The organism is Enterococcus sp. S53 (genome assembly GCF_016516865.1).
Taxonomy (GTDB): Bacteria; Bacillota; Bacilli; order Lactobacillales; family Enterococcaceae; genus Enterococcus_D; species Enterococcus_D innesii.
In genome coordinates this window covers 177,564-191,877 of sequence record NZ_JACVUH010000003.1, presented here as the reverse complement: position 1 = coordinate 191,877, position 14,314 = coordinate 177,564, and the positions used below count along the sequence as shown (strand labels likewise).

13 protein-coding genes are annotated in these 14,314 nt (G+C 40.8%); all 13 read left to right on the top strand.

Annotated elements, in window-relative coordinates; all coding sequences use genetic code 11:
• Window positions 1-71: 71 nt before the first annotated feature.
• The 13 genes from IAE45_RS06275 (at window position 72) to IAE45_RS06215 (ending at window position 14,244) form a co-directional block, all read left to right on the top strand.
• Complete coding sequence (locus tag IAE45_RS06275; protein ID WP_200125462.1) at window positions 72-485, top strand: RDD family protein; 414 nt, start codon at window positions 72-74, stop codon at window positions 483-485.
• A complete protein-coding gene (locus IAE45_RS06270) occupies window positions 463-756 on the top strand; it encodes a hypothetical protein (protein ID WP_005234082.1) in 294 nt (97 codons plus the stop codon). The genes IAE45_RS06275 and IAE45_RS06270 overlap by 23 nt, the downstream gene beginning before the upstream one ends.
• Before the next feature lie 50 nt (window positions 757-806).
• Window positions 807-3,134 carry a glycoside hydrolase family 65 protein gene (locus tag IAE45_RS06265; RefSeq protein ID WP_200125460.1) on the top strand — a complete coding sequence of 776 codons (2,328 nt, stop codon included), beginning with the start codon at window positions 807-809 and terminating at the stop codon, window positions 3,132-3,134.
• A gap of 11 nt (window positions 3,135-3,145) precedes the next feature.
• Complete coding sequence (locus tag IAE45_RS06260) at window positions 3,146-4,423, top strand: sugar ABC transporter substrate-binding protein (RefSeq protein WP_200125458.1); 1,278 nt, start codon at window positions 3,146-3,148, stop codon at window positions 4,421-4,423.
• A 62-nt stretch (window positions 4,424-4,485) separates the two neighbouring features.
• On the top strand, window positions 4,486-5,394 hold the full coding sequence (locus IAE45_RS06255) for a carbohydrate ABC transporter permease (RefSeq protein WP_008380619.1): 909 nt from the start codon (window positions 4,486-4,488) through the stop codon (window positions 5,392-5,394).
• A 5-nt stretch (window positions 5,395-5,399) separates the two neighbouring features.
• Window positions 5,400-6,236 carry a carbohydrate ABC transporter permease gene (locus tag IAE45_RS06250; protein WP_016612747.1) on the top strand — a complete coding sequence of 279 codons (837 nt, stop codon included), beginning with the start codon at window positions 5,400-5,402 and terminating at the stop codon, window positions 6,234-6,236.
• The gene (locus tag IAE45_RS06245) at window positions 6,223-8,349 is read left to right on the top strand and encodes a glycoside hydrolase family 65 protein (RefSeq protein WP_200125456.1); all 2,127 of its coding nucleotides are present in this window, start codon (window positions 6,223-6,225) and stop codon (window positions 8,347-8,349) included. Before IAE45_RS06250 ends, IAE45_RS06245 begins: the two co-directional genes overlap by 14 nt.
• Before the next feature lie 3 nt (window positions 8,350-8,352).
• Window positions 8,353-9,378 carry a LacI family DNA-binding transcriptional regulator gene (locus tag IAE45_RS06240; RefSeq protein ID WP_200125454.1) on the top strand — a complete coding sequence of 342 codons (1,026 nt, stop codon included), beginning with the start codon at window positions 8,353-8,355 and terminating at the stop codon, window positions 9,376-9,378.
• 244 nt (window positions 9,379-9,622) lie between these two features.
• Entirely contained in the window at window positions 9,623-11,503 is a 1,881-nt protein-coding gene (locus IAE45_RS06235) for a BglG family transcription antiterminator (RefSeq protein WP_200125452.1), read from the top strand.
• A 3-nt stretch (window positions 11,504-11,506) separates the two neighbouring features.
• A complete protein-coding gene (locus IAE45_RS06230; protein WP_200125450.1) occupies window positions 11,507-12,292 on the top strand; it encodes a tyrosine-protein phosphatase in 786 nt (261 codons plus the stop codon).
• A gap of 15 nt (window positions 12,293-12,307) precedes the next feature.
• Complete coding sequence (locus IAE45_RS06225) at window positions 12,308-13,573, top strand: PTS sugar transporter subunit IIC (RefSeq protein WP_200125448.1); 1,266 nt, start codon at window positions 12,308-12,310, stop codon at window positions 13,571-13,573.
• A gap of 28 nt (window positions 13,574-13,601) precedes the next feature.
• Entirely contained in the window at window positions 13,602-13,901 is a 300-nt protein-coding gene (locus IAE45_RS06220) for a PTS sugar transporter subunit IIB (protein ID WP_010749922.1), read from the top strand.
• A 1-nt stretch (window position 13,902) separates the two neighbouring features.
• On the top strand, window positions 13,903-14,244 hold the full coding sequence (locus IAE45_RS06215) for a PTS lactose/cellobiose transporter subunit IIA (protein ID WP_061053195.1): 342 nt from the start codon (window positions 13,903-13,905) through the stop codon (window positions 14,242-14,244).
• Window positions 14,245-14,314: the final 70 nt, after the last annotated feature.

The following is a 14,314-nucleotide window of genomic DNA, read 5'->3' as shown; positions in this document are numbered from 1 at the left end:
GCTTGAATAGAGAAAAGATGTCTGGTAATATGTGGATGTAACGAAAAGGTTTTCGGAAAGAGGGGACAAATATGCTGTTACTAAGATTGCTAGCATTTTTGATTGATTGCATGATCATTTTTTTACCAAGTACCATGCTTAGCTATCTCCTAATGGTACCTGCTGGAGTAACGATTGTCTTGCCACAACTTCTCTTTGTGGTCTACAACATGATTTGTTTGAGTAGTTTTGAGGGGAAAACGATTGGCAAACATTTTGCGAAACTCGTTGTTTTTACGAATCAACGTAATATATTAACTGTAGGAATGAGGGAAGTAGCAAAATTGCTCTACTTTTTACCAATGATCGGTTGGTTGTTTTTCACTGGTTCTTTCTTCCTCTATCTAGGTACGAAAAAAACGTTACACGACATTTTAGGACAAAGTGTAGTGGGGTTCAATAAGAAACAGGGGAATGATCAGTATGAACGAAACCTCCTTCGATGAGTTGTTAACAGGGAATCCTTTATTGGAGATCAATACACAAGCGCTACTTTTGTTAGTTATTTTTGCTTGGGCTAGTGCTAGTCTTATTGCTTGGAAGTGGCGAAACGAATACCAAGCCGCAAAAATAATTAGAGATTATGCTTACTATGCGCCACTCCACTTGATCGTAGGATGGGTGTTTCTTAACGCAGCAATTGTCCTAGTAATTGGTAGTTATTTCATGGGCTTGATTGTACTTTTGTTTCGGTCCAATAACTATTTTTATAAATAAAAAATTTTTGAAAGAAACTAAAACGTTTTCTGAAGAAATAGGAGGAAAAAATGGAGACAGCGATGCAGTATTTAAAAGAAGACCCTTGGAAAATTACGGAAAAGACCTTTGATACAAAATGGTTAGGCAAAGCAGAAGCCATCATGTGTTTGGGCAACGGGTATCTGGGGATGCGCTCTGTGACAGAAGAGAAATATGTTGGCGAAACGCGTAATCTTTTTGTTGCAGGAACCTTTAATAAATTCGACGAAAATGAAGTGACTGAGCTTCCTAATGTGCCGGATATGATTGGAATGGAGCTCCTTTTTGATGGCGAACGATTAGATTTATCAAAAGGCAAATATTCAAACTATTCACGTGTCTTAAATTTGAGAACTGGGGAACTCACGCGCTCCTTTCAATGGAAACATGGTCAGATTCATGTCGAACTGACCTTTAAGCGATGTGTTTCCTTTGCCCAAAAGCATGTGTTTGCGCAACAAGTGCTGGTCAAAAATTTAGGAAAAGAAGTCACGTTGGAAATTATTTCTGGTATTGACGGACAAAAGACAAATAGCGGCTCGCAGCATTTTACTGAAGGTGACAAATCATTAACAGAAAATCGTTTCTTACAAATGATGCCAAAGACCACTCAATCTAAGATCGCCTTTGTTCTTTCGACAGCACATAATTTAGAAAAAAAGGAAGATTGTTATGATGGAACCAAGAAGCGGATCGAGATGGGAAGACGGAAAATCTACAATCGTTACTGGCAAACCTTGGCACCTAATGAGACGTTGAAGCTTGAGAAGTTTTCTTCTGTTTATACCACGATCGACAAAGAGCATTTAGGAAAGACACCACAAGATTTGAAGAAGATTGCCCTTGAAGAGCTGAAAGAGATTCGCAAAAACGGCTATCAGGAATTAGCAAAAGCTTCAGCAGCGGCATGGGACAAAGAAGTCTGGTCCGTCTTTCCAATCAAAATCAAGACAGAGAACACACTAGATCAATTAGCGATTCATTTTGCAAAATATCATCTACATGTGATGACACCAGCCCATGACGAACGCATGAACATAGGTGCCAAAGGCCTATCTGGTGAAGGGTACAAAGGACATACCTTTTGGGATACAGAGATTTTTATGCTGCCATATTTTACCTTCACACACCCAGAAATCGCAAAAAAATTAGTGACTTATCGCTATTTAGGTTTGGCTGGTGCCCATAAAAAAGCTACTGAGAACGGCTATCAAGGCGCCCAATTTCCGTGGGAAGCTGCTTGGCCTGAAGATGGTGAGACTACGCCAGTTTGGGGCGCTGCGGATATCCTTACGGGCTTACCAACGAAAATTTGGTCAGGATTTATTGAACAGCATATTACCAGTGATGTCACCTATGGCATCAAACAATTTATTGATGTAACGAATGATGAACAATTTGCATGGGAAAAAGGCTATGAAGTGATTTTTGATACGGCGATCTTCTGGGCGAGTCGTTTAGAGTGGTCCGAAGAAAACCAGCGCTTTGAAATTTTAGACGTAGTCGGACCAGATGAATATAAGGAGCATGTCGATAACAATGCTTTCACGAATCATACTGCGCACTGGAACATTCAATTAGCCATTTCATTGTATGAAGAGTTGAAAAAGAACCAGCCAGAACAATTTGCGAAACTAGCTGAAAAATTACCATTAAATGAAGCTTATCAAGAATGGCAAACAAAAGTAGCTGCTATTTATTTACCGCAACCGAATGAAGCGGGAATCATCCCGCAAGATGATACCTATTTGACGAAAAAAGAGATCGATCTCACGAAATATAAAAATGATTCGCAGGTAGGCACACTGTTCCATGAGTATAACTTAGAACAAGTCAACGAGATGCAAGTTTCGAAACAAGCGGATGTTCTTTTGCTCTTGTTCTTATTTGAGAACCTTTTTCCAAAAGAAGAGAAACGGTTGAATTGGGATTACTATGAGCCGAAAACGTTGCATGATTCTTCCTTATCCTTATCGACACATGCCATCCTCGCTGCTGATTTAGGGGAAATAGCACTTTCTTATGATCTGTTTCAACAAGCAATCAACATTGATATGGGAGAAAATATGCTGTCTTCTAATGAAGGGATCCATGCAGCATCACTCGGCGGTATTTGGCAAATGACGGTCTTCGGCTATGGCGGTGTCCGTTGTTTAGACGGCCAGTTAAGAATCGAACCACATTTACCAAAGGCTTGGGAAGCACTTGAATTTGGTATTATGTGGCACCAACAGCCATTAAAGATTGAGGTCACACAGGAAGGTTTTACGGTCACCAACCATGGGGAACAAGCGATTGAGTTTATCGCTTTTGATAAGGTTTATCTGCTTGAAGAACAAATCAAAATCACTTTTTAGGGGGAAATAAAATGACTGGATGGAAAAAAGTAGTAGGAACAGGGCTTCTATTGTCTGCAGCAGTGGTGCTGGCAGCTTGTGGCGGAAACGAAGACACCAGTAGTTCGACAAATCAGACGGATTTCACAGGGGATTCGTTAACGATCGGTGTTTGGGGTGGCAACGAGGCAGAAGAAAAATCGTTGGATGAGATGATCCAATCTTTTGAAGAAGCAACGGGTGCAACAATTGAAAAGAAAGTATATACCGATTATAATACCCAAATTCAAGCTGACATGGCTGGTAGAACGGCACCAGATGTCTTTTACGTGGATGCCTATATGTTCCCATGGTTCTCAGAGAATGGCACACTTGCAGAGCTGGATCCGGCTAATTTTGAAAGTGAGCAGTTTTATGATAGCTTGATCGATGCTTTTACGACTTCGGATGGACAACTGCAAGCTGTTCCCAAAGATATGTCAACTTTAGCACTCTATTTCAATACAGCGATTTTTGAAGAAGCGGGTGTATCGATCGATGAAGTGCCAGACACACTTGAAGCGTATGTTGAGTGGCTGCCGTCGTTCCAAGAAAAAATCAATGAGGCATATGGTGACGGAAATGTTTTTGCCATGAGCTATAACCAAGATATGGCTCGCAACTATCATCTTGCAACGCGTGAAAATGCTCAACCAGTCAATGAAGATGGGACGGCTAATTTAGCTGATCCAGCAGTAGTTGATAATCTTTCGATTTTAAAAGAGTTGGTCGATACGAAAGCAGCTGTTACACCGCAAGATATCGGAACAGGTTGGAATGGCGAAGCTTTTGGATCTGGAAAAATTGCGATCATGGATGAAGGAAACTGGGTGTATGAGACACTTAAGACAGAATTTCCTGATATTCCTTTTGTTGTAAAAGAAATGCCAACGTATAAAGGAACGGAAGGGTCAATGATGTTTTCTGTCGGTTGGGGAAAATATGTTGGGACTGAAAAAAGTGCCTTGGCAGATAAATGGATTCAACACGCTACTGGTCAAAGCGGTATGCAAGCATGGGTTGAAGGAACCGGGACATTACCTAGTCGTCAAGATGTAGCAGATGCAGCTAAAATCACAGAAAACAGTGACTTGAATGTTCACCTAGAGGCTTGGGATTATGCAACGATTTGGCAAAAGGGCACCACTTTAGATACGATCAACAAAGCCTATCAAAACTTTTTACCGAATGCTTTAAATGGAAACATGACCTTTGAAGAAGCAATGGAAGCTGCTGATGAACAAGCGAACGCAGATATTACAGCAAACTAGTCTGAATTTGAACGAGGGAGAGGAACTCCTCTCTCTTTTCTTTTGGGAAAGGTGACAACATGATGGAACGAAAAAAAACTAACTATACAAAAAGCCAATGGCAAGAAATCCGACAAGCGTGGCTCTTTCTGGCTCCAGCAATCATTGTCGTAGGAATCTTTTTCGTCTTAGCTGTTCTCTTTGCTTTTTATCTATCTTTCAACGACGTCAATTTGTTTACCAATACATTTTCTTTTAAAGGGATAGAAAACTATTTACGTATCTTCACCGATCAAAAAGCGCGAATCGCTCTTAGAAATACGGCCACGTTTGCCTTGGTCGTCGTTCCGTTACAAACGATTTTTGCTTTGATTATCGCGTATATTTTAAGCAGCAAAGGAATCAAGGGGAAGAAACTGTTTCGGATGGTTTATTTTTTGCCAACTTTAACTTCTAGTTCAGCATTGACGATCATCTTTATGTTTATTTTTAATATTTACGGTCCAGTCAATGACTTATTTATGAATTTAGGATTTTACTCAGAACCAATCAATTTTTTACAAGAACCGGCCTATGCGTTGAAAGTGATTATGGTAATGAATATCTGGTCGACCGTGCCTTATTATATGACAATCTATTTGGCTTCTTTAGTTGATCTGCCTCATTCTTTGTACGAAGCAGCAGAGATCGATGGTGCGACAACCGTGGATAAATTACGGTATATCACGATTCCTTATCTACGCCCAATCACTACCTATGTACTGCTGACGGGGATCATTGGTACCTTTCAGATGTTTGACCAGGCGTATATCTTCTCGAACGGATCAGGGGGACCCAACAATTCGACTCTGACCTTGTCACTAATGATTTACCAATACGCCTTTGGACAAATGAACACGATGGGGTATGCGGCAGCATTAGCGATCGTTTTAGCAATTATTATCTTTATCACGTCACTTTTAGCAGAAAAATTGAACAAAGAAAGAGGGTAACGTCCGTGAGAGGAAAAGAGAAAACAAAAATTTTAAAGATCTTGCTCTATACGATCTTGATTCTTTATGCAGTACTGACCTTTTATCCTTTTGTCTGGGCAATTGCTGCATCTTTCAAACCCTATAGAGAAATTGTTTCTGGGGATATGAGTTTGATCCCCAATGAGTTTACTTTAGACAATTTTCGATATGTCTTGGGGCGCTCTTCTTTGTTTATGCGCTGGTTTCTAAACTCCGTGATTATATCCGTTATTGGAACGACCATCAATATTTTATTAAATACGATGGCAGGTTATGCCTTAGCAAGATTAAATTTTCCGGGGCGTGAACGAATTTACTATGGGTTTTTGGCATTGATGATGGTGCCAGCTCAGGTTTTGTTGATTCCAAATTACTTAATCTTGATGAATCTAGGAATGTTAGATAGTTTTTCAGCGTTGATTTTACCAGCTGCGATCAACATCGGGAATATCTTTATGATGCGTCAATTCTTTTTATCTTTTCCAAAAGATGTGGAAGAAGCTGCGGCAATCGATGGTCTCGGCAGATTTCAAACATTCTTTCGTATCGTGATGCCATTAGCAAAACCATCCATCGCAACCCAAGCTGTCTTTATTTTTATGGGCTTTTGGAATGAATTCATGAAACCAATGCTCTATTTGACCACGCCAAGTAAATATACTTTGACTCTAGGGTTGCAGACTTTCCAAAGTCGAAATGGTGGTGTACGATGGGATCAGACGATGGCGGCAAGTGTGATCACGATCATTCCCATTGTGATCATTTACTTGCTGTTCAACAAATATTTCTTACAAGGAGTGCGAATGGATGGCGAAAAATGATTCATTTAAAGTAAGAGCACAGGAACTTTCTCATCAAACCCCTGAATACTTAGAAACATTGTTTGCAGTTGGCAATGGTCAAATTGGCGTGCGGGCAGGTCATCCCTTAAAAGTCAATGAGCTTTACGAGGGAAACCCAGGCTCCTTTGTTAATGGCTTTTTTGATAGTGAGCCGATCCAATATGGTGAATGGGCATACGGCTATGCCAAAGAGCATCAGACGATCATCAAGCTGCCGAATCTAAGAGGCGTACGTTTACAGATTGGTGACGAGGACTCTAGTGCTTTAGAATGGCAAGTAAAGCCTATACAGATGACTTTAGATTTGGAAAAAGGCGTGTTGGATGAATCCTATAAAGTAGTAACGCCACTTGGTAAAACTTTTGAATTGGTGATGCAATCGTTTGCCTCTGTGACACGAAGTGAACTCTACGTCTGTCAGTATCAAATTAAGAACACCAATTTCTCAGAGCCAATTTCCATGACACATCCGTTAGAACAAAAAGCAGCAATTGTTCAAACAGATGATCCTCGGGTTGCCAGTAAAGCACATCACTTACGAAAAGCTGATTATCAGGATTATGCGATTTGGACGGCTGAAAATAGTCAACGAAGTATAGCAATTCGAGTAATCAATGGCGAAAAGCAATTACAAGCAGAGGAAACGCTTACGACGGTTTTCCAAATGAAACTACTTGAAGATAATCAAAATCACGAAACACCTTTTAACAAAGAGTTAGCCGATTTTGAAGTTCTCTTGCAAGAGCAGCAACAAAGTTATCAGCAATTTTGGGCGGCAAGTGATATCCAAATCGAAGGAGATCCAGTTCTTCAAAAAGGCATTCGGTTCAATTTGTTTCATTTGAATCAAGGTGCGGGGCGAGACGGCAGAACAAATTTCGCAGCCAAAGGATTGACTGGCGAGGGATATGAAGGGCATTACTTTTGGGATACGGAAATGTATCTGTTGCCATTTTTTATTTTCACGAACCCTGAAATAGCCAAGGCATTGCTTTCCTATCGCGGGAAGATCTTGCCGCAAGCCAAACAACGGGCGCAGGAGCTAAGCCAAGAGGGTGCTTTGTTTGCTTGGCGAACAATTGATGGAAATGAGACGAGTGCTTATTATCCAGCGGGAACTGCCCAAGTCCATATCAATGCGGATATCGTTTATGCATTCCAATTGTATGAACGAGTGACTGGCGACCAGGCATTCATCGAAACGGTTGGCAGTGAAGTTGTTTTTGAAACGGCGAAATTCTGGTTGAGCTATGGCGATCTAGTAGAAAAAGACGGCAAGCTTGCCTTTTGCATCAATGGAGTGACTGGGCCTGATGAGTACAGTGCCCTTGTTAATAATAATTTTTATACGAATAAAATGGTTCAAAACAATCTTTACTACGCAATTGAGTTAGCACAGCGATTTGGAAAATACCAAGAATCAATTAGTGCTTGGCAGCAGGCAGCCGATTTAATGTATTTTGGCTACGATGAACAGCGAGGCATTACGAAACAAGATGATGGATTCTTAGAACAAGCAGTCTGGCCGTTTGAAACTACACCGGCTGAAAAGTATCCTCTCCTGTTACATTATCATCCAATGGTCATCTATAAACATCAGGTCTGTAAACAAGCCGATACGGTTTTGGCCCAAATGCTTTATACAGGAGATTTCAGTCTTGAGCAATTAAAAAAAGATTATGATTATTACGAGCAAGTAACGACGCATGATTCCTCCTTATCTCGTTCTATTTTCAGCGTGATGGCGAGTCGAATTGGGGACTCTGAGAAGGCGTATCGTTATTTCATGGATACGGCTTTGATGGATTTAACGGATTTACAAAAAAATGTTGTCGATGGCATTCACGCAGCCAATATGGGCGGAAGCTGGCTGAGCTTGATTTACGGATTTGCTGGTTTGTATTACGATCAAGGGTTGCGATTAGCGAATCACTTGCCACAGAAAATAAAAGAACTAAAATTTACGCTCTTTTATCAAGGAGAACCTGTTAAAATCAGTTTAAAGGATCGCGATATTGACTGTCAGTTAGCGGAGACAACCCAATTGCTCGCTACAAAAGCTGATAGTGGTATTTGGATAAAGGAGAGATAGCAAATGCGAACAACGATTCGCGATGTGGCAAAGGCAGCCGGTGTATCAATAGCAACTGTATCCAAAGTTTTTAACGGGTATAGTGATATCAACCAGCAAACCAAGCAAGAAATTTTAAAAATAGCGAAAGAATTAGACTATTCCCCAAACATGGCAGCAAGGACACTGTCTTCCAAGAAACAACAAACCATCGCCTTGATTTTAAATGAGTTGAATTTCAACCGAAAATCAACGATGCCTTTGGAAGTGTTGAATGGGGTCTATCGTTATACGGATCAGTCAGATTTTGAGTTTGTCTTTTATGGGACAAGTACTGAGAAACAAAAGCAAAAGACGTTTAGTCAGTTCTGCAATGAGCACAATATCACTGGTGTAGTGATCCAAGGGTTAAAAACCACCGATCCTTACTACCAGGAAGTACAGCAAACCTCTTTGCCGACAGTTCTGATTGATATGGAAATCGACAATCCTAAGATCGGCTTGGTTTCGATTGACAATGAAAAAGCGGCGCAAGAAGCTGTGGATTTTTTGATTGCCAATAATCATCGACAAATTGGCATGATCAACGGGAGTCGTGATGCCAATGTCAGTGAACTTAGAGAAAAAGGCTACCGCGCTTCTTTGGCAGCGCATGGCTTGTTAGTGAATGAGTCGTATATCCAGTACGCCAACTATGAAGAAGAAATTGCCTATTTGATTTGTAAAAATCTGTTAGAAAACAATCAAGAAATCACTGCACTGTTCTGTGCTAGTGATATTATGGCAATCGGAGCGATACGTGGAATCAAAGACATGGGCTTGCGGGTTCCTGAAGACATTTCGGTCATCGGGTTCGATGATATTATTTTGGCTAGCTACGTAACGCCTGAATTAACAACCGTTGCTCAAGATATGGAACGAATCGGTTATGAAGCAGCTGAATTACTAGCAGACATCATCACCAATCAAGCAGAAACGAGCCATCGAAAAATTAGTCCCCATCAATTAAAAGTGCGACAGTCGGTAGAGAAAATCAGCGAGGTTTGCTAAATAAAAAAGACATGACCTTCATTTAGTGAAGATCATGTCTTTTTTTGTGGAGAAGAAAACTCAAACAAATTGGTCGGTCATATGTGGCAACAACAAAGTGAAAGTCACGACCATTCGTTTTTTTGATAAGAAGCAAAGCACAAGTCAAGCAACTTCTTGTAGAAATTTCCCTTAATGAAAGGGAAGATATACCTATGGAGGTTGTTTGGGTTTGACTCTAAACTAGTAAGCGAGGGAGAGAGAGATGGAAAAATTAAGCCTATTGTTGTTAAGAACACTTTCGGAGCATGACGGTTTTATGACGAGTAAAGCGGCTGCTGCCGAGTTGGGTGTTAGCAGGAAAACCGTTCGCCGTTATGCAGAAGAAATCAACCAGCATCATGAACGATACGGTTGTATGATTCAAGCGAAAAAAGGGAGTGGGTTGTATTTACAAATAACGAACGAAGAAGCTTTTCAGCGAAGAAAAGAACAAGCGTCCCACAATGACGACTTTGTTTCTAGAATTATTGAATTCTTTATTCAAGAAGAAACGTATATTAAGTCCGAAATGCTTTGCGAACGCTTATTCATTTCTCAAAGCAAGCTATCTCAAGAATTGAAAAAGCTGCGACGGATACTAAGCCATTACCAGCTCTCCATTCAAACGAAGCCGTATTACGGAATGAAACTTAGCGGCAGCGAATTTGACTTGAGACGATTTATGGCTAGTAATTATTTGCAAAGAACCCATATCAAGCAGTTAGAAGAGGGCACAATCAGCGAAAATACACCGTCGCTTCTTCACCAGCAGATAAAAGCGATCGTTTCGTCGGAGTTTTCGCAAAAAGCCTACCCCATGTCGGAGGCTATTTTGAACAATCTGGTAAATCATTTAGCGATCGCTGTCTTACGCATGCAAAGCGGCCGCTACTTAGATCGAAACCTACCGATCAGCGGCAGGACCAATGATGAACAGACATTATTAGGAGAGCGAATCATCGCCAGAATTGAAAAAGAGTGTGCTGTACATTTTACCGAATACGAGCGAAATTATGTTTTAGGGCAAATCGTTGGCAAACGAGTAGTCCCTAGAAATGAAAAGATGACTGTCTCTGATGAAGCAGCAGAATTGGTCAGCAAAATTTTAAAAGCGATCAAGGAAAGCCGCCAAATCGATTTCAGTAAAGACTTGGATCTGCAAACGATGTTGATGTTGCACTTTGCTCCGCTGATCGATCGGATCGAATTGGGGATCGAGCTGAAAAATCCTTTGTTGAATGAGGTGAAGGTACACTGTAATGTCGCTTATGATTTAGCCATCATTGCCGGTCAAGTCATTGCAAAGCAATTTGAAAAGACCATCAGTGATCATGAACTCAGCTATTTGGCGATGCACTTTGATGTGGCTTTAAATAAGAAAGATTCGCAAACACAGCGCAAGTATATTTTAGTGGTCAATGACCTCGGCCGAGCGGCCAATACCTTCCTTAAAGAGAAATTTGAGTTTTATTTTCGCAATTATATCAAGAAAGTCACGGTATGCAATCCATATGAATTTTTGCAAATGATCGAAGAGCAGGAGTTCGATTTTATCTTTTCTTCGATTCCACTTCCTTACGAAGGAACGATTCCTGTTATGAATGTTGATTATTTTATGCAACCGGATATGATCAAAAAGATCGAAGCCGCATTGGCCGCTGTCTTCACAGAAGAAGTGCTTTTGAACTACTTTAGGGAATCGTTATTCATCTGTGAACAAGAATTTGAAACAAAAGAAGCGGTATTGCATTTTTTATGCCAACAAATCAAAGAACAGTATTCAATGCCTGAGAATTTTGAAACATTGGTTTTTGAACGAGAAGCCTTTTTTGGAACCGATTTCTTACCGTCAGTCGCTTTCCCTCATCCCAATGCACTGATTGGTTCAGAAACCGTGATTGCCGTTGCAAACTTGAAAAAGCCAGTGTTCTGGTACAAACAGACGGTTCGTCTCGTTTTTTTATTAGTGATTGCGGAACAAGATCATTTAAAAGTGAAACCGCTGAATGATCATTTGATCAAACAATGTTCTTCGTTGGATAAAGTAAACAAACTAGCTGCGACAACGGACTTTATGACGTTCATTAATTTTTTAAAGGAGTAGTATATGACAAATGAAAAAGTATCCTTAGAGGGTGCGTATAATTTTCGCGATTTTGGCGGCTATCGGACCAAAGAGGGCAAATACGTAGTGACTGGAAAACTATACCGCTCAGACGAGTTGAGCAAATTGACAGAAGCCGATCAAAAAAAATTAGCAGCTCTGGGAATTGAGAAAATTATTGACTACCGTAATGCCCAAGAAAGAGCAGACAATGAAGACAAACCCATTGGGAATGCTCAGATCCTTTATTTGACGCCAATTGCTGATATTGCTGCTTTAGCTTCTTCAGAAGAAGGGGAGCCAATGGCGCTTTCTGCAGAAAAAATCACCGCCGAAGTTGCAAAAGAATTGATGATTCGGCAAAATTATGAATTTGTTGAAAACAGTCAATGCAAGACCGTTTTTAAAGAAGTATTGGACATTCATTTGGAAGCTGAAGGTGCAGTGGTTCAGCACTGCCGTGGTGGCAAAGACCGCACCGGGTATGGGGTTGCCCTGATTCAGTTACTGTTGGGTGTCAGTTATGAAGAGGTCATGGAAGATTACCTGCTGACCAACGAGTACAAAAGGGAGAAAAATACCAAGAGTCTCAAGCTGATACAAGAAGAAACGAACAACCCCGATTTTGTGGCAGCAATGCGATACTTCAAAGAAGCTGATCGGTGTTTTTTACAAACCGCTTTGGATTTGATTGAGGCTCATGGGGGGATTGAAACGTATGTAAAAGAAGAACTGGGTTTTTCACAGCAGAAAATCCAGCTGCTTAAAGATAAATACTTGCGGGATTAAGTGAAGGAGGACCTTATGAATACACTGAAAGATAAAATACTAGCTGCAGCCGTTCAAGTACAAAACAATATTTATATGAAAGCCATTGCCAATGCAATGATGGGCTTAATGCCCGTCATGATGATCAGTTCCATTGCTTCCTTGATCAATGCGATCGACATTGGGGCAACGCAACAGATAATGGAACAAATTGGTTTGAAAGCATTATTAACCCAAGTCAACGCGATGACAATCGATGTCGTTTCCGTTTATGTCGCCTTTCTAGTCGGCTATAAATTAGCCGAGCATTTAAATGCGGATCAACTAAATGCCGGTATCATGAGTTTGGTCTCATTTTTGATCTTGAGTCCGATTTCGACTTTAGAAGAAACCCGTACGATGGAGTTGTCGTCCCTTGGCTCCGGTGGGATGTTTGTCGCCATGTTTGGCGGATTGTTGGGTGCCAGAATTTACATTTTATGTGTACAGAAGAATTTGATGATCAAAATGCCGGATTCGGTACCGCCGATCGTCAACAAATCCTTTGCAGCGATCGTGCCAGCAATTATTGTTTCAGCCATTATGGGCATCATTTATGTGGGCATGGCGGCAACGCCTTACGGCACGCTGACAGATATGATCTATACTTGGGTACAAGCTCCATTGACCTTGCTAGGAGCGAATATTTTTGCTTGTATGATCATTGTGGCGTTTATCGAATTTCTTTGGTTCTTTGGCATTCATGGAGTGTTGGCTGTTTATCCGATCTTGATGTTGGTCTTTTACCAACCAGGGCTTGATAATCTGGCGGCGTACAGTGCCGGCCAAGCATTACCACATTTGTTTACGATTGGGTTTATTTTGAACAATCGCGGGGCTCGTTCATTTGCAGTCGCTTTATTGGCTATTTTTGGTTGCAAATCAGAGCAGCTAAAAGCTGTTGGTAAAATTGGTTTAATCCCTTCCATGTTTGGTATTTCTGAGCCAATCAAATTTGGGATTCCTCAGGTGATGAATATCAGAATGCTGCTTCCCTTGATGTTAACACCGGCTGTTTCCGTGTTGTCAGCATATCTCTTAACAATTGTCGGCTTTTTGCCTTATCACAATGGAGTCAATATCCCAACTGGATTTCCGATTATTTTCGGTGGCTTCTTAGTGAATGGCTGGCAAGGGATCATTGCACAATTGATTCAATTTGTCTTATGTGTCATTATCTACATCCCTTTTATGCGTCTGCAAGACAAAGCAGCACTCGCTGAAGAAAAGAATCTGCAAACCCAAGCGGCAGTCGTTGAGTAACAAATAACGAGAAAATGGAGGAACAATGATGAAAAAAATAGTGTTAGTTTGCGCTGGCGGCATGTCTACTGGCGTCTTAGTAAATAATATGAAAAAAGCAGCGCAAGAAAAAGGAGAAACGGTGGCGATCGATGCGTTCTCCATTGAATCGGTCACGACTGCAGCAAAAGATGCTGATTGCGTACTGTTAGGACCGCAAGTTTCTTACAGATTAAATGAAGTCCAAGGTTTAGTTGCTTGTCCAGCAGCCAGTATCGACATGCGCACCTATGGCATGATGGATGGAAAAAAAGCATTGGAACAAGCACTTGAACTAATAGGAGAGTAGAATGGAAGAAAAAGAACAAATTTGTTTTCAGATTATCTCGCAAGCGGGTATGGCAAGAAGTTGCTTTTTTGAAAGTATTCAAAAAGGAAGAGAAGCCCAGAATCTGGCTGCACTGCAAGCAATCGAAAAAGGAAAAGAACACTATCATGAAGCCCATTTGGCACATCGGAAGTTAGTTCAACAAGAAGCACAAGGGGACAAAGTTTGGATGTCCTTACTATTAAGTCATGCGGAAGATCTTTTGATGAGCGCAGACATCATGAGTGAGCTTGCAAAAGAGTTTCAAGGGTTGTATGAAGAAATTCAGGCAATTAAGCAAACGATTCAGTCTACTGGCTCCTAACCGAAAATCGCAATAAGAAAAAGAAACGAAGTGTCAGTCCTTTGACAACACACTTGGTTTCTTTTTGCTT

What these genes read in the sequence shown, in the direction of transcription:
- IAE45_RS06275 (WP_200125462.1), top strand. Translation starts at nt 72, where the DNA reads ATGCTGTTACTAAGATTGCTAGCATTTTTGATTGATTGCATGATCATT.
- IAE45_RS06270 (WP_005234082.1), top strand. Translation starts at nt 463, where the DNA reads ATGAACGAAACCTCCTTCGATGAGTTGTTAACAGGGAATCCTTTATTG.
- IAE45_RS06265 (WP_200125460.1), top strand. Translation starts at nt 807, where the DNA reads ATGGAGACAGCGATGCAGTATTTAAAAGAAGACCCTTGGAAAATTACG.
- IAE45_RS06260 (WP_200125458.1), top strand. Translation starts at nt 3,146, where the DNA reads ATGACTGGATGGAAAAAAGTAGTAGGAACAGGGCTTCTATTGTCTGCA.
- IAE45_RS06255 (WP_008380619.1), top strand. Translation starts at nt 4,486, where the DNA reads ATGGAACGAAAAAAAACTAACTATACAAAAAGCCAATGGCAAGAAATC.
- IAE45_RS06245 (WP_200125456.1), top strand. Translation starts at nt 6,223, where the DNA reads ATGGCGAAAAATGATTCATTTAAAGTAAGAGCACAGGAACTTTCTCAT.
- IAE45_RS06240 (WP_200125454.1), top strand. Translation starts at nt 8,353, where the DNA reads ATGCGAACAACGATTCGCGATGTGGCAAAGGCAGCCGGTGTATCAATA.
- IAE45_RS06235 (WP_200125452.1), top strand. Translation starts at nt 9,623, where the DNA reads ATGGAAAAATTAAGCCTATTGTTGTTAAGAACACTTTCGGAGCATGAC.
- IAE45_RS06230 (WP_200125450.1), top strand. Translation starts at nt 11,507, where the DNA reads ATGACAAATGAAAAAGTATCCTTAGAGGGTGCGTATAATTTTCGCGAT.
- IAE45_RS06225 (WP_200125448.1), top strand. Translation starts at nt 12,308, where the DNA reads ATGAATACACTGAAAGATAAAATACTAGCTGCAGCCGTTCAAGTACAA.
- IAE45_RS06220 (WP_010749922.1), top strand. Translation starts at nt 13,602, where the DNA reads ATGAAAAAAATAGTGTTAGTTTGCGCTGGCGGCATGTCTACTGGCGTC.
- IAE45_RS06215 (WP_061053195.1), top strand. Translation starts at nt 13,903, where the DNA reads ATGGAAGAAAAAGAACAAATTTGTTTTCAGATTATCTCGCAAGCGGGT.